The sequence below is a fragment of the Sphingobium sp. TomMM35A genome (assembly GCF_054771735.1).
The window spans coordinates 1,317,776-1,337,524 of sequence record NZ_BSRC01000001.1 but is presented as its reverse complement, the minus strand read 5'-3'; the positions used below and the strand labels follow the sequence as shown (position 1 = coordinate 1,337,524).

The 19,749-nt window shown below is 62.9% G+C and carries 19 protein-coding genes and 1 pseudogene; 13 read left to right on the top strand and 7 right to left on the bottom strand.

Going from position 1 to position 19,749, the window contains the following annotated elements; genetic code table 11:
* Positions 1-9 precede the first annotated feature (9 nt).
* Together ACYU8T_RS06610 and ACYU8T_RS06605 are read left to right on the top strand one after the other, a co-directional pair.
* Entirely contained in the window at positions 10-267 is a 258-nt protein-coding gene (locus tag ACYU8T_RS06610) for a CBU_0592 family membrane protein (RefSeq protein ID WP_097091354.1), read from the top strand.
* Positions 268-339: 72 nt separating this feature from the next.
* Positions 340-1,041 (top strand): glutamine amidotransferase, encoded by a 702-nt coding sequence (locus ACYU8T_RS06605; RefSeq protein ID WP_097091355.1) that lies wholly within the window; start codon positions 340-342, stop codon positions 1,039-1,041.
* Between the two features lie 29 nt (positions 1,042-1,070).
* On the opposite strand, the gene ACYU8T_RS06600 is transcribed toward ACYU8T_RS06605, so the two are convergent.
* Positions 1,071-1,727, bottom strand: coding sequence for a glutathione S-transferase (locus ACYU8T_RS06600; protein ID WP_097092741.1), 657 nt, complete (start codon positions 1,725-1,727; stop codon positions 1,071-1,073).
* 125 nt (positions 1,728-1,852) lie between these two features.
* Here ACYU8T_RS06600 and ACYU8T_RS06595 point away from each other — a divergent pair, with 125 nt between their 5' ends.
* Complete coding sequence (locus tag ACYU8T_RS06595) at positions 1,853-3,076, top strand: polyhydroxyalkanoate depolymerase (protein WP_461158893.1); 1,224 nt, start codon at positions 1,853-1,855, stop codon at positions 3,074-3,076.
* Between the two features lie 6 nt (positions 3,077-3,082).
* Here the strand turns inward: ACYU8T_RS06595 and ACYU8T_RS06590 are convergent, their stop codons facing one another.
* The 5 genes and pseudogenes from ACYU8T_RS06590 to ACYU8T_RS06570 all read right to left on the bottom strand — a co-directional run bounded on the left by ACYU8T_RS06590 (position 3,083) and on the right by ACYU8T_RS06570 (position 6,744).
* A complete protein-coding gene (locus tag ACYU8T_RS06590; RefSeq protein WP_247231454.1) occupies positions 3,083-3,442 on the bottom strand; it encodes a YbaN family protein in 360 nt (119 codons plus the stop codon).
* On the bottom strand, positions 3,442-4,746 hold the full coding sequence (locus ACYU8T_RS06585; protein ID WP_201514837.1) for a sensor histidine kinase: 1,305 nt from the start codon (positions 4,744-4,746) through the stop codon (positions 3,442-3,444). The genes ACYU8T_RS06590 and ACYU8T_RS06585 overlap by 1 nt, the downstream gene beginning before the upstream one ends.
* Positions 4,747-4,926: 180 nt before the next feature.
* Positions 4,927-5,592 carry a response regulator transcription factor gene (locus ACYU8T_RS06580; protein WP_097091359.1) on the bottom strand — a complete coding sequence of 222 codons (666 nt, stop codon included), beginning with the start codon at positions 5,590-5,592 and terminating at the stop codon, positions 4,927-4,929.
* Between the two features lie 36 nt (positions 5,593-5,628).
* Positions 5,629-5,965: pseudogene (locus ACYU8T_RS06575) on the bottom strand (hypothetical protein).
* Positions 5,966-6,012: 47 nt separating this feature from the next.
* A complete protein-coding gene (locus ACYU8T_RS06570) occupies positions 6,013-6,744 on the bottom strand; it encodes an SIMPL domain-containing protein (RefSeq protein ID WP_461158892.1) in 732 nt (243 codons plus the stop codon).
* A 142-nt stretch (positions 6,745-6,886) separates the two neighbouring features.
* Between ACYU8T_RS06570 and ACYU8T_RS06565 the strand changes: the two genes are divergently transcribed.
* From ACYU8T_RS06565 to ACYU8T_RS06550, 4 genes are all read left to right on the top strand, one after another.
* Positions 6,887-8,668, top strand: a complete 1,782-nt coding sequence (locus ACYU8T_RS06565; protein WP_461158891.1) for an ABC-F family ATP-binding cassette domain-containing protein — start codon at positions 6,887-6,889, stop codon at positions 8,666-8,668.
* A gap of 16 nt (positions 8,669-8,684) precedes the next feature.
* Positions 8,685-9,419: a VIT1/CCC1 transporter family protein gene (locus ACYU8T_RS06560; protein ID WP_461158890.1), complete on the top strand. Its 735-nt coding sequence runs from the start codon at positions 8,685-8,687 to the stop codon at positions 9,417-9,419.
* A 40-nt stretch (positions 9,420-9,459) separates the two neighbouring features.
* The gene (locus tag ACYU8T_RS06555) at positions 9,460-10,005 is read left to right on the top strand and encodes a glutathione peroxidase (RefSeq protein WP_097092742.1); all 546 of its coding nucleotides are present in this window, start codon (positions 9,460-9,462) and stop codon (positions 10,003-10,005) included.
* A gap of 68 nt (positions 10,006-10,073) precedes the next feature.
* Positions 10,074-10,712 carry a trimeric intracellular cation channel family protein gene (locus ACYU8T_RS06550; protein ID WP_461158889.1) on the top strand — a complete coding sequence of 213 codons (639 nt, stop codon included), beginning with the start codon at positions 10,074-10,076 and terminating at the stop codon, positions 10,710-10,712.
* Between the two features lie 67 nt (positions 10,713-10,779).
* Here ACYU8T_RS06550 and sppA read toward each other — a convergent pair whose 3' ends face one another.
* Positions 10,780-12,663 (bottom strand): signal peptide peptidase SppA, encoded by a 1,884-nt coding sequence (gene sppA / locus ACYU8T_RS06545; protein WP_461158888.1) that lies wholly within the window; start codon positions 12,661-12,663, stop codon positions 10,780-10,782.
* A 151-nt stretch (positions 12,664-12,814) separates the two neighbouring features.
* Here sppA and gpmA point away from each other — a divergent pair, with 151 nt between their 5' ends.
* The 6 genes from gpmA to ileS all read left to right on the top strand — a co-directional run bounded on the left by gpmA (position 12,815) and on the right by ileS (position 19,627).
* Positions 12,815-13,501 carry a 2,3-diphosphoglycerate-dependent phosphoglycerate mutase gene (gene gpmA, locus ACYU8T_RS06540; protein ID WP_247231442.1) on the top strand — a complete coding sequence of 229 codons (687 nt, stop codon included), beginning with the start codon at positions 12,815-12,817 and terminating at the stop codon, positions 13,499-13,501.
* 81 nt (positions 13,502-13,582) lie between these two features.
* Positions 13,583-14,074 (top strand): 5-(carboxyamino)imidazole ribonucleotide mutase, encoded by a 492-nt coding sequence (gene purE / locus ACYU8T_RS06535; RefSeq protein WP_461158887.1) that lies wholly within the window; start codon positions 13,583-13,585, stop codon positions 14,072-14,074.
* 1 nt (position 14,075) lies between these two features.
* Complete coding sequence (locus tag ACYU8T_RS06530; protein WP_461158886.1) at positions 14,076-15,146, top strand: 5-(carboxyamino)imidazole ribonucleotide synthase; 1,071 nt, start codon at positions 14,076-14,078, stop codon at positions 15,144-15,146.
* Positions 15,143-15,643 (top strand): dihydrofolate reductase, encoded by a 501-nt coding sequence (locus ACYU8T_RS06525; protein ID WP_461158885.1) that lies wholly within the window; start codon positions 15,143-15,145, stop codon positions 15,641-15,643. The genes ACYU8T_RS06530 and ACYU8T_RS06525 overlap by 4 nt, the downstream gene beginning before the upstream one ends.
* A 43-nt stretch (positions 15,644-15,686) precedes the next feature.
* Positions 15,687-16,628, top strand: coding sequence for a bifunctional riboflavin kinase/FAD synthetase (locus tag ACYU8T_RS06520; RefSeq protein ID WP_461158884.1), 942 nt, complete (start codon positions 15,687-15,689; stop codon positions 16,626-16,628).
* 113 nt (positions 16,629-16,741) lie between these two features.
* The gene (gene ileS / locus ACYU8T_RS06515) at positions 16,742-19,627 is read left to right on the top strand and encodes an isoleucine--tRNA ligase (RefSeq protein ID WP_461158883.1); all 2,886 of its coding nucleotides are present in this window, start codon (positions 16,742-16,744) and stop codon (positions 19,625-19,627) included.
* Positions 19,628-19,749 lie beyond the last annotated feature (122 nt).

Here is a 19,749-nt window from a genome sequence, read left to right as displayed (position 1 = left end):
AAGGACCGCATGGCAATCATCGTGGAAATCGTCGGCTGGGTGGGCGCTGTCCTGGTCCTGGGCGCTTACATCCTCGTCTCGATAGGCCGCCTTTCTGGCGGATCGGCGCTTTTCCAGTGGATGAACGCGTTGGGCGCCGGTTTCTTCGTGCTGAACACCTGGTGGCACGGCGCCATACCTTCGATGGTGCTGAATATCGTCTGGAGCGCGATCGGTTTTGCGGCGCTCTGGCGCATCTGGCGCGCCAAGGCGACAGATAGCCGATAGGAGGGTTATCGGCTCCTCAAGAAAGCCTGGGGTGGCGAGCGTCCGTCCAATCCGTTAGGCATCCCATCAGCAATGAAAAAAGCACTCATCGTCCGTCATGTGCCGCGAGAGGGAGCGGCCGGGTTTCTCCAGCCGATCGAAGCCGCAGGCTTTCAGATCGAGAGGATCGACGTAGCGAGCCCTGAATTTGCCGATGTCGATCTGTGCACGCCTGACCTGCTGATCATGATGGGCGGGCCCATGGGCGTCTATGAGCATGACATCCATCCGTGGATTCCGGTGCAGGTCGGCAAACTGGCCGCGCGGCTGGAGCAGGATCTTCCAACCTTGGGCGTCTGCCTTGGCAGTCAGATGATCGCGGCAGCACTGGGCGCACGGGTCTATCCCGGCGAGGTGATGGAACTAGGCTTCGCCCCTGTCACTCTAAATGGGGCAGGGGCCGATTCGCCCTTGAGGCACATCCGGGATGTGCCCGTTCTCCACTGGCATAGCGATACCTTCGAATTGCCGCGTGGCGTCGAACTGCTGGCATCGACGGGTGCCTATGCGCATCAGGCTTTTCGGCGCGGACGCAACCTTCTGGCGCTGCAATTCCATGCCGAAATGGGCGAAGACCCGCGCTTCGATGACTGGCTGACCCATTTCTGGGCGGACCTCGACGTGGCTCGGCAGTGCGGCGTGGCGCTGCGCCGGGACCATGACGAACATGGTCCTGCGGCCGTCGCAGCGGGCCGTGCGATGATCGGTGATTGGTTGGCCCAGCTGAAGGCCTGACCAGTCCAGCCGCGTCAAAACTCCCAGCGTCAAAATTCTACGTCGAGTTCCTCCACCTCGTCAGGCTCCTTGCGCGCGTCATCGATCCACTCGCGCATCAGGTCCCAGCTGTTCACCGTATCGCAATAGGCAGCCGCTGGACCCTGCAACTTCACGGCATAGGTCAGGAAGCGCTGCACGACCGGCGCGAACATCGCATCCGCCACGGTGGGGCTGTCGCCGAACAGCCATGGCCCGCCATAGGACCCAAGACATTCGGTCCAGATCGCCTCCACCCGTTCGATGTCGGGCTTGGCGCCAGAGAAGATCGGGAATTTCTTGTGCCGGACCTTGAGGTTCATCGGCAAGGCGGATCGCAGGTTCGCAAAACCGGAATGAATCTCGCCCGAAACCGACCGGCAATGCGCGCGCGCGATCCGGTCCTTCGGGTACATGCCGGCGTTCGGATAAAGCTCATGCAGATATTCCGCGATCGCCAGCGTGTCCCAGACGCTGGCCCCTTCATGCGTCAGTCGCGGCACCAGAACGGACGGCGTCAGCAGCAAAAGTTCGGCGCGGTTTTCCAGATTTTCCAGCGCCACCATCTTCTCCGTGACGCGCAGCCCGGCCAACCGGCACAGCAGCCAACCTCTCAATGACCAGGAGGAATAGATCTTGCTCGATATCGTCAATTCCGTAGCGGCCATGGCGATCCTCCCGATATTCCCACATTTTTCCATCAAACATGATGCAGTGCAATACGCAAAAACAGTATATCGAACGGAGGGGGCCGAATCGGCCTGGGGGAACATTTTGGGGCGCCGTTCATATTATGACGATGCTGTACACTGGCTATCAGGCTCTTGAAGACATGCTGGCTCCGGCTCGTTTCGGTGCTGAACTCGCCTTGGGTCTTCGGGACAAAATGGGACCGGTAGCCGATTGGCCCATGCCCCGCCGCATGTTCGCGCTCATGGATGTGTTCCAGGGGGCTCGCCTCACCCACAAGCGGCCGTCCTACGGAATAGACGAAGTCCGTAGCGGCAACGCTCTTGTTGCAGTGCGGGAAGAAGTGCTGCTCGACCTGCCTTTTGGCAACCTGCTGCACTTCGCCAAGGATGATGTCGAAACAGAACAGCCGCGCATATTGCTCGTCGCTCCGATGTCCGGCCACTTCGCGACACTGTTGCGGAGCACCGTCCGGACGCTGTTGCGCGACCATGACGTCTACATCACCGACTGGAAGAATGCGCGCGACGTGCCTTTGTCGGCCGGACGGTTCGGGTTCGACGATTATGTCGACTATGTGATCACCTTCATGCAGGAACTGGGGCCGGGCGCGCATATGCTGTCGGTCTGCCAGCCCTGCGTGCCCGCCTTCGCTGCTGTCGCGCTGATGGCGGAGGATGATGATGCGGCCACTCCGCGTTCCATGACCTTGATGGGTGGGCCGATCGATCCGCGCGCCGCGCCTACCGTCGTCAACGAACTGTCGAACGAGCGTCCGATCCAATGGTTCGAACGGAACCTCATCACATCGGTCCCGCTACGCTATGCCGGTGCGGGCCGCCGCGTCTATCCCGGTTTCCTGCAGCTATCCGCTTTCCTGTCGATGAATTTGGAGCGCCACGGCGCCCAGCATCGCGAGCTTTATCAGCTTCTGGCGGACGGAAAGGAAGCAGAGGCAGCGAAGATCAAGGATTTCTATCAGGAATATTTCGCCGTCCTCGACATGACCGCCGAATTCTACCTGGAGACCGTCGATCGGGTATTCCAGCGGACCCTCCTGGCCAAGGGCGAACTCAAGCATCGCGGCCGCCCGGTCAATCCCGGTGCCATTCGGAAGACGGCGCTGCTGACCGTTGAGGGTGAAAAGGACGATATCTGCGCGGTCGGGCAAACCGCGGCCGCCCATGCGCTCTGCACCGGGCTGCGCCCCCACCTGAAACGTCATCACCTGCAAATCGGCGCGGGTCATTATGGCGTCTTCTCGGGCCGCAAATGGGAAAAGGAAGTCTTCCCGCAAGTCCGCAACATGATCCTGGCAATGAACTGACGCCGCTCAGGCGTCATCTTCCGGGCGGGTCCATATCCAGGTGCCGCCGATCAGCGCGGCCGCCAGCGGCATGAGGAACCAGGGAAAGGGCGCGAGGAGTAGCGCCAGCAGGGCGCTGAACGCGAAAGCCGCCAATGCCGCCCGCTTTCCCCTACGGCTGATCGCGCCCTTGTTTCGCCAGCGCCGGATATGTGATCCGAAGTGCGGATGATCGAGCAGCCTTGCTTCCAGTGCCGGGCTCGACCGGGCAAAGCAGAATGCCGCCAATATCATGAAGGGCACAGTAGGCAGCAGCGGCAGGAAAATGCCGACCGCACCTAAGCCGAGCGAGAGAAACCCGGCGGAAAGATAGAGCGTCCGCCGCATCAGGCCGCCGGCAGACGCAGCCGCATGAGGAGACCGCCCAGGTCCTCGCTTTCCTCCATGCTGATCGACCCGCCATAAATTTCGGCTACATCGCGCACAATGGCGAGGCCAAGACCGGTGCCGGGCTTTCCGGAATCCAGCCGCACGCCCCGGTCGAAGATGCGGGTACGTTCCTCTTCGGGAATGCCCAGGCCGTCATCTTCAACCAATATCTCGACCATGGGCCCAGCGCGATTGACGGTCGCAAAGACGCTGCCTCCGCCATATTTCGCGGCATTTTCGATGAGGTTGCCAAGCATCTCGTCCAGGTCCTGACGCTCCACCCGGACCGCGACCTCCTTGTCGCCATCCATGTCGATCCGCGTTTCGGGATAGAGGCGCTGGACGGCGCGCTCGACCGCCTGCAAGCTCGCCCATACCTCCGCGCGGCTCTGCGCGGCTCCGCGCCGCCCGACGGCACGAGCGCGGGCGAGATGGTGATCCACCTGACGTCGCATCGTCGTCGCCTCGCGGATCACGGTCTCGCCCAGGTCGGCCGACTGGGCCGTCGCCGCATTCATGATGACGGTCAGCGGCGTCTTCAGCGCATGAGCAAGATTGCCCGCATGGGTTCGCGCCTCTTCCGCCTGCCGCTCATTATGGGCGAGCAGCGCGTTCAGTTCCTCGACCATCGGCAACACTTCGGATGGCATGGGATCGGTGACGCGGTTCTTTTCGCCCGCACGCATCCGCACGATTTCCTTGCGCACCCGGCGTAGCGGCCGCAATCCGTAGAGCGTCTGAAGGGTAGTCAGAACGATCAGGCCGAGCGCCAGCAGCGCGAAGCTCTGCGTCAAGGTTGATCGCAATGTCCTGATCTGATCATCCAGCCCCGCGCGGGCGGCGGCGACCATGAACATCCACCGTGTGTCGGAGCCCGGCAGGACGATGGTCCGTTCCATGATGCGCAGATCCTCGCCCGGAAACTGCTTGCTGTCATAGGCGTGGAAGCTGCGATCATCATGCTCGGGCAGAACCCTCAGCGCGCGGTCCCACAGCGAACGTGATCGCCAATCCTCATGTCCCTTGGCGCTGATCTGATAATAAAGGCCGCTATTGGGCTCCAGGAAGCGCTGGTCGGCGAGGGGGCGATTGAACAGCACTTCGCCATCCGGGCCGATCTCGGCCGACGCGATCATCGCGGTCAGCACATAGTTGAGGCCGTCGTCAAAATTGCGGGTGATGGCTTGCGACAGCACGCGATCGAGCGCCAGCCCGCCGCCCAGCAGCAATATGCTGATCCACAGCGCCGCAATGCCGATCATGCGGCGGCTGATCGACCCGGTGGAACGAACCGGAGGAGGGGCGCTGGACTCGCTCATTGGTACTTGCCGGAACCTCCCTGTCCGTCCGCCACGAGGGTGTTGAAGGTTCTACCTTCTTGCGGGAAGTAAAGCGCGCAATGGGTTCGATCAGGGGAATAAGCCGTCCGAACCCGCGAAGGATCAGCGGCCCGGCTCGTCCAGACTGTAGCCCAGGCCGCGTATCGTCGTGATCACGTCCGCGCCCAGCTTCTTGCGGATGCGGGTGACGAACACTTCGATCGTGTTGGAATCGCGATCGAAATCCTGGTCGTAGATATGTTCGATCAACTCGGTGCGGCTCACCACCTTCCCCTTGTGGTGGAGAAGGTAGGACAGGAGCTTATATTCCTGCGCGGTCAGCTTCACCGGCTCGCCTTTCAGCGTCACCTTGCCCGAACGCGTGTCGAGCCGCACATCGCCCGCGATCAGTTCGCTCGACGCGTTGCCCGAAGCACGACGGATGAGCGCGCGCAGCCGGGCGATCAGTTCCTCGCTTTGGAAAGGCTTGGCCAGATAATCGTCGGCGCCCGCGTCAAGCCCAGCGACCTTGTCGGACCAGCTGTCCCGCGCGGTCAGCACCAGCACCGGGAAGCTGCGCCCTTCCTTGCGCCACCGGTCGAGCACGGTAAGCCCATCGATCGTCGGCAGGCCAAGGTCCAGCACGACCGCGTCATAGCTTTCCGTCGCGCCAAGGAAATGTCCGTCCTCGCCATCGGTCGCGAGGTCCACGGCATAGCCCGCACCCTCCAGCGTGTTGCGGAGCTGTTGCCCAAGGCTTGGTTCATCTTCGACGATCAGCAGACGCATATGGCTCCGTTTCTTTGTATTTTGCCCTTTGGCGCGTCAGTGCGCCCTGCCCATTATATTGCCCGTGCGTCCATCCGCATCAACCCAAACCACCTTGCCGTCCTTCACATATTTCAGCCGATAGCGGTTCGAAGCGGGATTGAATTCCGCGCCAAGATAGGTTGCGCCACCCATGTCCGCGTCGACCCGCCGCTTGATGAGGGAAAATGGCATTGTCTGCCCCTCCAGCATCGCCCGGCGCGCGGCATCCTGCTCGCCGCGCTGACCGGCCTCGACATAGGAGGGTACGGCCACCATCGCGGCGATGGCGGCCACACCGGCAATCAGGCTGCTAAGCTTCATCGTCATGTGGCATGCCATAGGCGATAAGCATTGAACAGGTGGTGAATGGTGCTGTCAGCGGGGAGACAGGCTACCGGATCAGCGTTCCAGCGCATATTGGACGGTGAGCGTCACCGACGATCCCACCTGGCCCGGCTCCACCGGCGTCGCTTCGGCTGCGTCTGCCTTGAAACGGGTGGTGAGCATCGGCATGGGCGGGCGGCCACCACTGTTGTTTTCCGAGATCGAAATGAGCCGCGCCGAGCGATAGCCCGCCGCCTGTGCGTAAAAGTCGGCCTGCGTCTTGGCGCTCTTCAAGGCTGCCGCGCGCGCCTGGGCCAGCATGGGGGTTGGATCTTCAATCGCGAAAGACGGCCCGCTGACATTGGTCGCGCCCGCTTCGACCAGCGTGTCCAGCAACTGCCCCGTCTTCTTGATGTCGCGCAGCTTGATCGTCACCTGGTTCGACGCTTCATAACCGATGAAGCGCGGCCCGGCAGGCTGGCCGTTCTGCTTGCTGTAGTCATATTGGGCGTTCAGGTTGATGCCGCTGGTCTGGATGTCCTTCTTGGCGATCCCCGCCTTGGCGAGGGTGGCGATCAACCGGTCCATCTTCGCCGCATTTTCCCGCATCGCCTGGGCGGCTGTCGGCGCACGTGTCTGAACGCCGGTGCCGACCACAACCTGATCCGGCGCGGCTTCCACCGTCTCGGTGACGTTCAGCGTCACCACGGGCGCGGTTTCGGCAATTGTCACATTGGTCTGCGCGATGGCCAGGGCAGGAATCGAGACAGCGGCAGCGGCGGCCATCAGGGCCAGGGCGGACTTCATGAGCGTATCTCCTTGAAAAAGCGATGCAGCTCATTTGTAACGGCTGCGATGAATGGGGGCTGACGCGCGTTGAAAACATTGAGGCGGCATGTGGTTCCACGCGCTCTTGCCCCGGCGCGTTGGAAGTCCTAGCTGCACGGCCATGGCCGCACCCATATTCTCGTTCGAAAATCTTGGTCTCAGTCAGGGTTCGCACTGGCTTTTCCGTCACCTCGACATCTTTGTCGGGGAGCGGGATCGGCTGGCGCTGATCGGCCGCAACGGCGCAGGCAAGACGACGCTGCTGAAGCTTATCGCCGGGCAGGTCGAGCCTGACGAAGGGACGCGTTCCGTTCGGCCAGGCGCGCGCGTCATCATGCTTGAGCAGGACCCGGACGTCGCGGGCTTTGCCACCCTGCGCGATTTCGCGCTGGCAGGCCGATATGCACCGCCCGCGCATGAGGTGGAGGCGATCGCCAGCCAGCTCGGCATTGACCTCTCACGCGAAGCAGCGACCGCCAGCGGGGGCGAGCGCCGCCGCGCCGCCATCGCCCGCGCGCTCGCCAGCGAGCCTGACCTTTTGCTGCTGGACGAGCCTACCAACCATCTCGACATCGACGCCATCGACTGGCTGGAAGGATGGCTCGGCCGCTATTCGGGCGCCTTCATCGTCATCAGCCACGACCGCGCCTTCCTTACCCGGCTCACGCGGCAGACCTTGTGGCTGGATCGCGGCTCGATCCGGCGTAATGAGATCGGCTTCGGCGGCTTCGAAGAGTGGATGGAAGCCGTCTATGCCGAAGAGGCGCGTGCCGCCGAAAAGCTCGACGCCAAGCTGAAGATCGAGGCGCATTGGCTCGAGCGCGGCGTCACCGCCCGGCGCAAGCGCAATCAGGGCCGCCTCGCCAAGCTCTACGAGATGCGTGAACAACGCGCGGCGATGGTGGGGCCGCAGGGCGTCGCGAAGATCGCGGTCGCTGCCGACGACAGCAAGACCAAGAGCGTCATCACCGCCGAGCATGTGACGAAGAATTTCGGAGATCGCACCGTCATCAAGGATTTCTCGCTGCGCATCCAGCGTGGCGACCGCATCGGCATCGTCGGCGGCAACGGCGCGGGCAAGACCACGCTCTTGAAGCTGTTGACGGGTGAACTCGCGCCGGATAGCGGCGTGATCAAGCAGGCAAAGTCGCTCGACATGATCTTCATCGATCAGCAGCGCAGCCTGATGCAGCCCGACAAGCGCGTCCGCGACGTGCTTGCGGAGGGCGGCGACTGGATCGACGTGCGCGGCTCACGCAAGCATGTCCACGGCTATCTCAAGGAATTTCTGTTCGACCCCTCGCTCGCCGAGGCGCGCGTCGGCACCCTGTCGGGCGGCGAGCGGTCACGTCTGCTCTTTGCGCGTGAATTCGCCCGCGAATCGAACCTGCTGGTGCTGGACGAGCCGACCAACGATCTCGACCTGGAAACGCTCGACCTGCTGCAGGAAGTGATTGCCGACTATGACGGCACGGTCCTGATCGTCAGTCACGACCGCGACTTCCTCGACCGCACGGTGACGGTGACGCTTGGTCTTGATGGATCGGGTCAGGTCGATGTCATCGTCGGCGGCTATGCCGACTGGGTTGCCAAGCGCCAGCCCAGGAACGGGCCCCGCCCGGAAAAGAAAGCGCCTGCCGCTCCCCCGCCGCCGAAGACGGCGTCGACGAAGCTCAGCTACAAGGATCAGCGTGATCTCGACATGCTGCCCAAGGCGATCGAGAAGCTGGAGCAGGAGATCGCGCGGGACGAGGAGGCACTTGCCGACCCATCGCTCTACACGCGTGATCCCAAGCGGTTTGCCGCCCTGACGAAAGCGATAGAGCAAGCCCGCGCCGACAAGGACGCAGCGGAGGAACGCTGGCTGGAACTGGCCGAAAAGGCCGAAGGCCTGAGCGGCTGAACAGGAGGGGGCGACCATGGCGGCGGTGGAAGGATCAGCTTCAGGCGCACTTGAGCATGCGCGTGCGCACCATGCCGTCCATTATGTCAACCGCGTCGGCTGGCTGCGCGCAGCGGTTCTGGGCGCGAATGACGGTATCGTCTCGACCGCCAGCCTGCTCGCCGGTGTCGCTGCGTCGGGTGCTGCGCGCGACACGATCCTGCTGTCGGGCATAGCCGCTCTATTCGCGGGCGCGATGTCGATGGCGGCAGGGGAATATGTGTCCGTCAGCGCGCAGTCGGACACGGAGCGGGCCGACCTTGCGAAGGAAAAGCATGCGATCGCGCAGCAGCCAGAGGTGGAATGGCAGGAACTGCGCAACATCTATGTGGAACGTGGCCTCACGCCCGAACTGGCGGGAGAAGTCGCGCGGCAGCTGATGGATGCCGACGCGCTGGCGGCCCATGCCCGCGATGAACTCGGCATTTCGGAGATCAGCACGGCTCGTCCGGTGCAGGCGGCGCTGACGTCGGCCGCCACCTTTTCGGCAGGAGCACTTGCGCCCCTTCTGGCAGCGGTCGCCAGCCCGTCTTCGCTGGCCTTGCCAGTCATCGTGCTGGCGTCGCTCTTGTGCCTTGCAGTCCTGGGCTATGCGGGCGCGCGGCTCGGCGGGGCGAACACAGGCCGTTCCCTGATGAGGGTGCTATTCTGGGGTGTGCTCGCCATGGTGGTCACGGCGGGTGCGGGCAGGCTTTTCGGCGCGGCGATATAGTGGCAAGGTCCGCGCCATCCGGATTCTCAAGGAGACGATCATGACTGCGATCCAGCAAATTCCGCTCAAGACGATCAAGGGCGCCGACGCCAGCCTGGCCGACTATGCGGGGAAGGTGGTCCTGGCTGTCAACGTCGCCTCCAAATGCGGCCTCACCCCGCAATATGAAGGGCTGGAAAAGCTCTACCGCGACTATAAGGACAAGGGGCTGGTGGTCGCCGGATTCCCCGCCAATGATTTCGCGGGTCAGGAACCGGGCAGCAATGACGAGATCGCTGAATTCTGCACGACCAATTTCGGGGTCGAATTCCCGATGTTCGAAAAGATCGTCGTGACAGGCCCGGAAAAGCATCCGCTCTACGCCGCCCTCACCAGTGAGCAGCCCAAGGCTGACGGCGACGGCGATGACTTCCGCGAAAAGCTGCGCGGCTACGGCATGACGCCGACGGAAGAGCCGGAAGTGCTGTGGAACTTCGAAAAATTCCTGATCGCCAAGGACGGCTCGGTCGCCGCCCGCTTTGCCCCCGGCACCACGCCCGACGATCCGGCCCTGGTGTCCGCGATCGAGGCTGAACTCGCGAAATAGGAAGCGAGCATCCGGGCCGGCGCTGTTGACCTTGCCGGCCCGAATGTTTTTATTTGGCTAATTGCTTCATGCTTTCGCCTGCCGCCGCTTTCCAGCAAATCGGCCCGGTGCTGGAAACGCTCAGCATCGTCGGCATTTTCGTGTTTGCCGCATCCGGCGCTTTGGCCGCCGCTCGCTTGGGTCAGACGCTCGTCACCTTCGCATTTTTCGCGCTGGTCACGGGGGTAGGGGGTGGCACCGTGCGCGACCTGTTGATCGGCGCGCCGGTCTTCTGGGTGCATGATCCGGTCCCGGCAATAACCTGCATGGTCGCGGCCCTGCTCATCTGGTTCACGCCGCGCCGCTTTTGGAGCGACCGGGCGCTCGACTGGCTCGACGCGATAGGCCTTGCCGCCTTCGCCGTGTTCGGCGCCGCCAAGGCGATGAGCTACGGCATCCCGCCGTTCGTCGCTGCGATGATGGGCGTCGTCACCGGCTGCGTCGGCGGCATATTGCGCGATCTGCTCGCGCATGAGCCCTCCATCCTGTTGCGCCCGGAACTTTATGTGACCGCCGCCGCCTTCGCCTCCGGCCTGTTCGTCATGCTACGCTGGTGGGGTCTGGATGTCCCCGTAGCAGGCCTCGTCGCAGCGGTTCTCGGCTTCCTGCTTCGCGCAGTCGCGATCTGGCGAAGCATTGGCCTGCCCACATATCGGGGTGGCCGTTGAGGAGAGAATGACGGACAGACGAAGGGCCGTAGGCGCGCCCCGCAGTCCGTGAGCTAGGCCGTCCGCCTCACCGCCAAAGGCTGGCAAGCAATGCCAGCAAGCCACGTTCATCCGCAGCACTCGCCCGCCGTGGCGCGCCATAGCCACGACACTCCAGGCAATCCGCCCGCACGCCGGCACCGCCGATGAGGCCGCGCACGTCTGCAATCGCCTGCATTGCCCAGCGCCGCTGGATCATCGCCTGTCGGCTCAACATGTCGCGGGGAGCATCTGCATCCTCATCATCCCGCTCCGTCATCGACTGGAGGAACTCCGCAAATTTGTCCGGTTCCTTTTCGATGCGATAGGCTTTTGCCTTTGCGGGATCGATCTTCGCCAGCTTCGCTGCCTCGGCAATCGCGTCCTCCAGCCCGCCGAAGCGATCGACAAGGCCAATCTGCCTCGCCGTGCCGCCATCCCACACGCGGCCTTGAGCGATGGCATCGATCTGCTCGGGCGATTTGCGCCGCGCCTGCGCCACCAGCCCGACAAAGCGGCCGTAAATATCTTCGATCCCCATCTGCATGATGCGGTCGAACTCAGGCGTCGTACCGCCAGCAAGATCCGGCTGGCCTGAAAGCGGCGTGGTCCGAACCCCGTCGGTCGTGATGCCGAGTTTGGCGAGCGTGCCTTCGAAGCTTGGCAAGATGCCGAACACTCCGATTGACCCCGTGATCGTGCCGGGTTCGGCAAAGATGAGGTTGGCGGGCGTGGATATCCAATAGCCGCCGCTCGCCGCGACATTGCCCATCGATGCGACGATCGGCAGACCCTTTCGCTTGGCTTCCATGATGGCTTGGCGGATTTTTTCCGACGCCATCACCGATCCGCCAGGAGAATCGACGCGCACGACAAGTGCCTTAAGGTCCTTTTCCGACAATGCCTTGTAGAGCAGGGCAGAGATGGTGTCGCCGGCAGCGCTGCCGGGGCCACCATCACCATCCACGATGTCGCCAGCCACGGTGATCACGCCGATCTGCCCGTCATTGGCGGGTCGGTGGGCCTTGGCATAGCTGCTAAGGTCAATGCTCGCAAAATCCCCGACGCGATCGTCGGACGGCTCCCCTGCGACCTGCGCTACGCGCTTGCCGAACGCGGCCTCGTCGCCCAGCTTGTCCACCAGCCCCGCATTCTGTGCCGCCCTGGCAAGATTGCCCCGCGCCGCTTCGGCCGCTCCTGCCGGGTTCGCGACATAGGCAGCCAGCTTCGCGCGCGGGCGGGCCTTGGCGACTTCCTCCTGCCAATCCTGCCACAATGCATCGGCCAGCGCCTGATTGGCCTGGCGCGCTTCGGGCGACTGCTCCGTCCGGATAAAGGGTTCAACGAAGCTCTTGTACGTCCCGACGCGATAGACATGCGTGTTGACGCCCAGCTTGTCGATCAGGCCCTTGTAGTAAAGGCCGGATCCGCCGCGCCCCTGTATGGCCACGCCGCCAAGAGGATCGACCCATGTCTCGCTGGCATGCGCGGCAAGCTGGTAGCTGTCGTCGCTATAGATGGTGGCGAAAGCGAAGACCGGCTTGTTGGCGGCACGCACCGCATCCAGCGCCTTGCCAACGCGGGACAGCGCGACCTGACCGCCGCCAAGGAACCCGTCGAGGTTCAGGACCACCGCCTTTACCTTGCCGTCGGTCTTTGCCGCCTCCAATGCGGTGACGACATCGGACAGGCGATATTCCTTCGTCTGCGGCCCGGATGATGTCAGCAGCGAAAAGGGATCTGCCTCTGCCGGTTGCTCAACGATGGTGCCGTCCAGCTTCAGCAGCAGAGCGCCACTGCTCACGCTGCGCGCGGGCTTGGGCGACCAGGACAGGGCAGCATAGAGCAGGCCGAAGAAGCCGAGCAGGAACAGCAGAACCAGCCCGTCCTTGATCGCGACCAATATGCGCCAGACGCCCTTCACAAATGCCAAATGCCGCTTCCTTATGCTTGCTTGCCCGGAGCTATCCGATCGCCCGGCCCACTGCAATGTGGGACGGCCGTCCGGCCGCGCAAGCTTGCGCCCGTCATTTCCGGCGTTATGGGAAGCGCCATCATCGCTCTTAGTGCAGGAGATGCGTTACATGCCCACCCTCGTTCTCATCCGCCATGGCCAATCGGCCTGGAACCTGGAAAACCGCTTCACTGGCTGGTGGGACGTGGACCTGACCGAAAAGGGCGTGGAGGAAGCGCGGGCCGCTGGCCAGCTGATGTCGGCAAAAGGCCTCGACTTCGACCGCTGCTTCACTTCGGTCCAGACCCGAGCGATCAAGACGCTGAATCTTGCGCTCGAGGAAATGGGCCGTCTCTGGCTGCCGGTGGAAAAGGACTGGCACCTCAATGAACGTCATTATGGCGGCCTCACCGGCCTCAACAAGGCGGAGACGGCCGCCAAGCATGGCGACGCGCAGGTGAAGATCTGGCGCCGCAGCTTCGACATCCCGCCGCCGGTGCTGGAGCCGGGCGGTGAGTTCGACCTGTCGAAGGACCGCCGCTATGACGGCATCGCCATCCCGTCGACAGAGTCCCTCAAGGACACCATTGCCCGCGTGCTGCCCTATTGGGAAAGCCGCATCGTGCCGGAGCTCAAGGCTGGCAAGCGCGTCCTCATCTCCGCCCACGGCAATTCGCTCCGTGCTCTGGTAAAGCATCTGTCCGGCATTCCGGACGACGAGATCACGGAGCTGGAAATCCCGACCGGTCAGCCCATCGTCTATGACCTTGCCGACGATCTGACGGCCAAGGACCGCTATTATCTGTCGGAACGTTAAGCGCGCAAATCTCGCATTGCCCCCTGCCGGTCGCCCGGCTAAGGGGCTTTGCTTTCCGCGCCATCAGGGGAAGTCAGGCGAATGACCGGAGAGAGCGCCGCCAGCGTCGGCATTATCATGGGATCGCGATCCGATTGGGAAACCATGCGCCACGCAGCCGAAACGTTGAGTGCGCTTGGTGTTTCGCATGAATGCAAGGTCGTGTCCGCTCATCGCACGCCGCAGCGCCTCTATGATTATGCCACCGGCGCGGTGGGGCGTGGGCTGAAGGTCATCATAGCGGGGGCAGGGGGCGCGGCTCATCTTCCCGGCATGGCGGCCTCGATGACGCGTCTGCCGGTCCTTGGCGTGCCTGTCGAGTCAAAGGCGTTGAAGGGCATGGATTCCCTTCTGTCCATTGTCCAGATGCCCGGCGGTATTCCGGTCGGCACTCTCGCCATCGGCAAGCCCGGTGCGATCAACGCGGCCCTGCTGGCCGCTTCGATCCTCGCCACGACGGATGAGGAACTGGCCGGGCGGCTGGAAATGTGGCGCGAAAAGCAGACGGACGATGTCGCGGAGACGCCTGAATAAGATGACGACCATAGCGCCCGGTTCCACCATCGGCATTCTTGGCGGCGGCCAGCTCGGCCGCATGATCGCGATCGCCGCCGCGCAGCTTGGCTATCGCACGCATATTTATGCGCCGGAAGAAAGCGGCCCGGCCGCAGACGTGTCCCGCTGTTGGACCCGAGGCGCTTACGAAGACGCCGCCGCGCTGTCCGCCTTCGCCGACAGCGTCGATGTCGTTACCTACGAGTTCGAGAATATCGACCCCTCCGCCGTCGAGGTCCTCTCCACCCACGGCCTCGTCCGCCCGGGTGCGCAGGCTCTCCGCGTGGCACAGGACCGCCTTGCCGAGAAAAATTTCGTCCGCGATCTTGGCGGCCTTACCGCGCCTTTCGCCTCGGTCGAAAGCTTGGATGATCTGGGTCGAGCGATCGTCACGGTCGGCAACCGCTCGATCCTGAAGACCAATCGCATGGGCTATGATGGCAAAGGGCAAGCGCGCCTCAACGGGCCAGCGGATGCTCCTGCGGCATGGGATGCCATCGGTCGGCAAAGCGCCATCCTGGAAGGCTTCGTAACCTTCGAGGAGGAGTTTTCCGTCATCCTCGTACGCGGCGCGAATCGCGAAGTCCGCTTCTGGGACTCGCCCGCCAATGTCCATGTCGACGGCATCCTCTCCACCTCCACCGCGCCCGGCGGCCCTCGCATCGAGGCGCAGGTGCAAGCGGCGCGCGCACTGGCGGCGCAGGTTGCCGAGGCTCTCGGCTATGTCGGCGTCCTGACCCTCGAATTTTTCGCCAGCGGCGATGGCCCCGTCTTCAACGAAATGGCCCCCCGCGTCCACAATAGCGGTCACTGGACGATCGAAGGCGCCGTCACCAGCCAGTTCGAAAACCATGTCCGCGCCATCTGCGGCCTGCCCTTGGGCGACACCAGGCTGGCAGCGCGGCGAGTGCAGATGCACAACCTCATCGGCGAGGAAGCTGACGCCTGGCAAGCGATCCTGTCCGATCCCTCCGCTCATCTGCATCTCTATGGCAAGCATGAAGCCCGCCCAGGCCGCAAGATGGGCCATGTTACCCGGCTGACCCTGTGACCAACCGCCAGGAAGTCGTTCTCGTCCTCGCCCGCGCCGATAATGGCGTGATCGGCAAGGATGGGGGGCTGCCCTGGCGGCTTCCCGCCGACCTCAAGCATTTCAAGGCTTTGACCCTCGGTCACGCGATGATCATGGGCCGAAAGACGTTCGACAGCCTGCCCGGCCTGCTTCCCGGGCGGCGCCACATTGTCCTCACCCGTGACAAAGGCTGGAGTGGGGAGGGGGCGGAGGTCGCCCATGACGTCACGTCCGCCCTGCGCCTTGCGGGCGGTCCTGCCGCGATGGTGATCGGGGGGGCGGAGATCCACCATCTCTTCCTTCCCCATGCCGACCGCATCGAATTGACCGAAGTGCATATCGACGCACCCGGCGACGCAGCGATCCCTTATCCTGATGTCGCGCAATGGCAGCAAACCGCCCGCAGCGATCATCCGGGCGAGGGCACATATCCCGCCTACAGCTTCGTCACCTTCCGCCGCCGGCCCGGCTCTTGAAGCCGCATTGCCAGCGCCCGGCCATCTCCCTATAGCCACCGCCATGCAGCGGCTGGAAAGCGGCGTCCCGATCCCTGCCCATCTGCGCGGGGGCATCATGGCGCTGGGCAATTTTGACGGATTTCACCTCGGTCATCAGGCGGTCGTCGGCCGCGCGGTGGAGCGTGCCCGCGCGGAGGGGCGTCCCGTCATCGTTGCGACGTTCGACCCGCATCCCATGCGCCTGTTCCGCCCGGAAAACCCGTGGTTCCGTCTCACCAGCCTTGATCAGCGGCAACGCCTGTTCGCCGCCGCCGGTGCCGACGCGATGCTCGTTTTCGCTTTTACCCGTCAACTGGCCGCCTTGAGCCCGGAGGATTTCGTCGATCTGCTGGTCGACGGCATGGGCGTCGCGGGCGTGGTGACGGGTCAGGACTTTACCTTTGGTCAGGGCCGCACCGGCACGGTCGCCACGCTTGCCGAACTTGGCGCCGCGCGGGGCATGAGCGCCCAAGCCGTCGCGCCGGTAACGGACCAGGGCGGAGAGGTGGTTTCCTCCAGCCGCATCCGCGCCGCGCTGAAAGCCGGTGACTGCGCCACGGCAACTCGCCTGCTGACGCGCCCCTTCGCGGTGCAAGGGCTGGTTCAGCATGGCGACAAGGTTGGCCGCACGATCGGCTTCCCCACTGCCAATGTTGATCTTGGGCACTATCTTCGCCCGGCCTATGGCATTTATGCCGTGCGAGGGCTGCTTCCGGATGGCCGTATTCTCGACGGTGCTGCAAACCTTGGCATCCGGCCTAGTTTCGACCCGCCAAAGGAGTTGCTGGAGCCACATTTCTTCGATTTTTCCGAAAGCCTCTACGATCAATGCATCGAGGTGCAGTTGATCCAATTTCTTCGGCCAGAGGCGAAATATGAAGGGCTTGATGCCCTCACGGCCCAGATCGCGAAGGACTGCGACGCCGCACGGCAAATCCTTGCGGGAACGCCGCACCTCGCCTAATGCACCGGGCACATTTTCTCACCCGTTCGGGCTGAGCCTGTCGAAGCCCTTTCCCTTTTCTTAATGGGGCGCAGTCTTGGGCCGAATGGCAAGGCAAGCAGATACCAGATCAGATGACCGACCAGCCCGACTATAAAAGCACCGTTTTCCTCCCCGTAACCGACTTTCCCATGAAGGCCGGTCTGGCGCAGAAGGAACCGGCAATCCTCGCTCGCTGGGAGGAAATGGACCTATACGGCAAGCTGCGCGAGCGGCGGAAGGGCCGCGAACGCTTCATCCTCCACGACGGCCCGCCCTACGCCAATGGCGACATCCATATGGGCCATGCGATGAACAAGGTGCTAAAGGACATCATCGTCCGCAGCCAGTCGCTTCTCGGCAAGGATGCGCCCTACGTTCCCGGTTGGGACTGCCACGGCCTTCCAATCGAATGGAAGATCGAAGAGGAATATCGCAAGAAGAAGCAGAACAAGGACGAGGTTCCGGCACAGGAATTCCGCGCCCAGTGCCGCGCCTATGCGGACAAATGGGTCGGTGTGCAGAAGGAGCAGTTCAAGCGGCTTGGGGTTATGGGCGATTGGGATGATCCCTATCTCACCATGAAGTTCGACGCTGAAGCTACCATCGTGTCTGAACTGCTGAAATTCGCCGAAAGCGGCCAGCTCTACCGCGGCGCCAAGCCGGTCATGTGGTCGCCCGTCGAAAAGACCGCGCTGGCCGAGGCGGAGGTCGAATATGAGGACATCGTCTCGACGCAAATCGACGTGGCGTTCGAGATTGTCGAAGCGCCGAACGCGCCCGAACTGGTGGGCGCGCATGCGGTGATCTGGACGACGACCCCGTGGACGATTCCGGTCAATCAGGCTTTGGCTTATGGGCCGGAGATTGAGTATGTGCTGCTTACTCCGAGCTATGACCTTGCCCTGTCAGAAGCCTCGTTCGAGAACGTCGGCGCCGTTCAGAATAAAAAGCTTCTGATCGCAAAAGCCTTGGTCGAGTCTGTGAAAGCCCGGCTTGGATTTACTAGTCATTTTGAACACTGGACGGGGCTGGGCTCAGCCCTCGCCGGAGCCGTCGCCCGCCACCCGATGCACGCCCTCGGCGCCTTCTTCGCCAAGCCGCGCCCCTTCCTCGCAGGCGATTTCGTCACCACCGACGCGGGCACCGGTCTCGTCCACATGGCGCCCGACCATGGCGAGGACGACTTCGCGCTCTGCAAGGCGAACGGGATCAACCCGGTCTTCGCCGTCGAGAATGACGGCAAATATCGGGAGGATTGGGCTTGGCTCGGTGGTCAGGGCTCCGTCATCAATCCCAAGTTCGTCAGCAAGGACGGCCAGATCTGCACCGATCTGCGCGAAGCAGGCGGTCTGCTCGCCGCATCCGACGACTTCAAGCACAGCTATCCGCACAGCTGGCGCTCCAAGGCGAAGATCATCTTCCGCTGCACCCCGCAATGGTTCATCCCTATGGACCGGGCGATCAACGACGGCATCATGCCCCGCTGCGCCGAGGAAGAGGCGATCCTTGCGCGCCAGGGCAACGGTGCAACTCTGCGCGGTACGGCCCTCGATGCGATCGAGAAAACCCGGTGGGTGCCCGAGCGCTCGATCAATCGCATCCGCTCGATGGTGGAGGGGCGCCCCGACTGGGTGATCAGCCGTCAGCGCGCGTGGGGCGTCCCCATCGCCCTCTACGTCCATCGCAAGACTGGCGAATATCTGATTGATAAGGCCGTAAATCAACGTATCGTCGAAGCCTTCAAAGCTGGCGGAGCCGATGCCTGGTTCGGCGCGGACCATCAGGCGCTGCTCGGCCCCGATTACGACCTCAACGACTATGAGGTGGTCAACGATATCCTCGATGTCTGGTTCGATAGTGGCTCGACCCACAGCTTTGTGGTCGAAGGCCGTTATGGCGAGGGCGTTCGCGCAGATCTCTATCTTGAAGGGTCCGACCAGCATCGTGGCTGGTTCCAATCCTCGCTCCTGGAAAGCAGCGGCACCCGCGGTCGCGCGCCCTATGATGCCGTTCTGACCCACGGCTTCGCACTCGACGGGCAGGGACGGAAAATGTCCAAGAGCCTCGGCAACGTCGTCGATCCGCTGAAGGTCATTGCCGAGTCCGGCTCAGACATCCTCCGCGTCTGGGTTGCCAGCACCGACTATTTTGACGATGTCCGTATCGGCAAGGAAGTGCTGGCTGGCTCTTCCGATGCCTATCGGAAACTCCGTAATACCTTCCGATATTTACTCGGCGCTCTTTCCGATTTCTCCGAAGAAGAGCGCCTTGCGGTCGCGGAAATGCCGGAGCTGGAGCGATACATGCTCCATCTGCTGGCTAAGCTGGATGCCGAACTCAAGGCGGTCGTCGAGAAGGCAGCGGGCAGCGAAAACTGGTTGGAGTTCAGCCGCTATACCCGCGCGCTGTTCGACTTCGCCAACAGCGACCTGTCGGCCTTCTTCTTCGACATTCGCAAGGACTGCCTCTACTGTGATGCGAAGAGCGATCCCAAGCGCCGCGCCTACCGCACGGTGCTCGACACGCTCTTCCACGCGCTGGTTCGCTACGCCGCCCCGATCATCCCCTTCACGGCTGAAGAAGTGTGGCAAAGCCGCTATGCAAACCACGCAGAAAGCGTCCATTTCCTCGAATGGCCCGAGGTTGAGGCTGCATGGCTAAACCAGCGCTTGGATGATAAATGGACCGAAATCCGCAGCCAGCGCGATCAGGTCAACGAAGCCATCGAACCGCTCCGCCGCGAAAAGGTCATCCGCTCCAGCTTGGAAGCTGATGTAACCATGGGCATGACGGTTCCCAGCGACGGTGTGAACTTCGCCGAAATCGCCATCGTCGCCCGCATCGAAACGGGGGTAGGAGACGGCATCATCGTCAAGCCGAGCGAATGGCATAAATGTGGCCGTTGCTGGCGCCTCCTGCCGGAAGTCGAGGAAGACGGCACCCTTTGCGATCGTTGCGACGAAGTGATCGCTGAGTAAAAACTTGCTGTCCTACCAGCTCAGGCTTCGGCTATAGCCGACGGCCTCTCGCTTGGTAGCAACGAACCGGAATAATGATGGCGCTCTTCAGGACTATGCTCGTGTCACCCTCATCCCGCAAA

Excerpts from the sequence above, each read along its gene's own strand:
- ACYU8T_RS06560 (WP_461158890.1), top strand. The coding sequence starts at position 8,685 with ATGGCGGCGGTGGAAGGATCAGCTTCAGGCGCACTTGAGCATGCGCGT.
- ACYU8T_RS06595 (WP_461158893.1), top strand. The coding sequence starts at position 1,853 with ATGACGATGCTGTACACTGGCTATCAGGCTCTTGAAGACATGCTGGCT.
- ACYU8T_RS06610 (WP_097091354.1), top strand. The coding sequence starts at position 10 with ATGGCAATCATCGTGGAAATCGTCGGCTGGGTGGGCGCTGTCCTGGTC.
- ACYU8T_RS06555 (WP_097092742.1), top strand. The coding sequence starts at position 9,460 with ATGACTGCGATCCAGCAAATTCCGCTCAAGACGATCAAGGGCGCCGAC.
- ACYU8T_RS06520 (WP_461158884.1), top strand. The coding sequence starts at position 15,687 with ATGCAGCGGCTGGAAAGCGGCGTCCCGATCCCTGCCCATCTGCGCGGG.
- ACYU8T_RS06605 (WP_097091355.1), top strand. The coding sequence starts at position 340 with ATGAAAAAAGCACTCATCGTCCGTCATGTGCCGCGAGAGGGAGCGGCC.
- ACYU8T_RS06570 (WP_461158892.1), bottom strand. The coding sequence starts at position 6,744 with ATGAAGTCCGCCCTGGCCCTGATGGCCGCCGCTGCCGCTGTCTCGATT.
- ACYU8T_RS06565 (WP_461158891.1), top strand. The coding sequence starts at position 6,887 with ATGGCCGCACCCATATTCTCGTTCGAAAATCTTGGTCTCAGTCAGGGT.
- ACYU8T_RS06530 (WP_461158886.1), top strand. The coding sequence starts at position 14,076 with ATGACGACCATAGCGCCCGGTTCCACCATCGGCATTCTTGGCGGCGGC.
- gpmA (WP_247231442.1), top strand. The coding sequence starts at position 12,815 with ATGCCCACCCTCGTTCTCATCCGCCATGGCCAATCGGCCTGGAACCTG.
- ACYU8T_RS06550 (WP_461158889.1), top strand. The coding sequence starts at position 10,074 with ATGCTTTCGCCTGCCGCCGCTTTCCAGCAAATCGGCCCGGTGCTGGAA.
- purE (WP_461158887.1), top strand. The coding sequence starts at position 13,583 with ATGACCGGAGAGAGCGCCGCCAGCGTCGGCATTATCATGGGATCGCGA.
- ACYU8T_RS06580 (WP_097091359.1), bottom strand. The coding sequence starts at position 5,592 with ATGCGTCTGCTGATCGTCGAAGATGAACCAAGCCTTGGGCAACAGCTC.
- ileS (WP_461158883.1), top strand. The coding sequence starts at position 16,742 with ATGACCGACCAGCCCGACTATAAAAGCACCGTTTTCCTCCCCGTAACC.
- ACYU8T_RS06600 (WP_097092741.1), bottom strand. The coding sequence starts at position 1,727 with ATGGCCGCTACGGAATTGACGATATCGAGCAAGATCTATTCCTCCTGG.
- ACYU8T_RS06585 (WP_201514837.1), bottom strand. The coding sequence starts at position 4,746 with ATGATCGGCATTGCGGCGCTGTGGATCAGCATATTGCTGCTGGGCGGC.
- ACYU8T_RS06590 (WP_247231454.1), bottom strand. The coding sequence starts at position 3,442 with ATGCGGCGGACGCTCTATCTTTCCGCCGGGTTTCTCTCGCTCGGCTTA.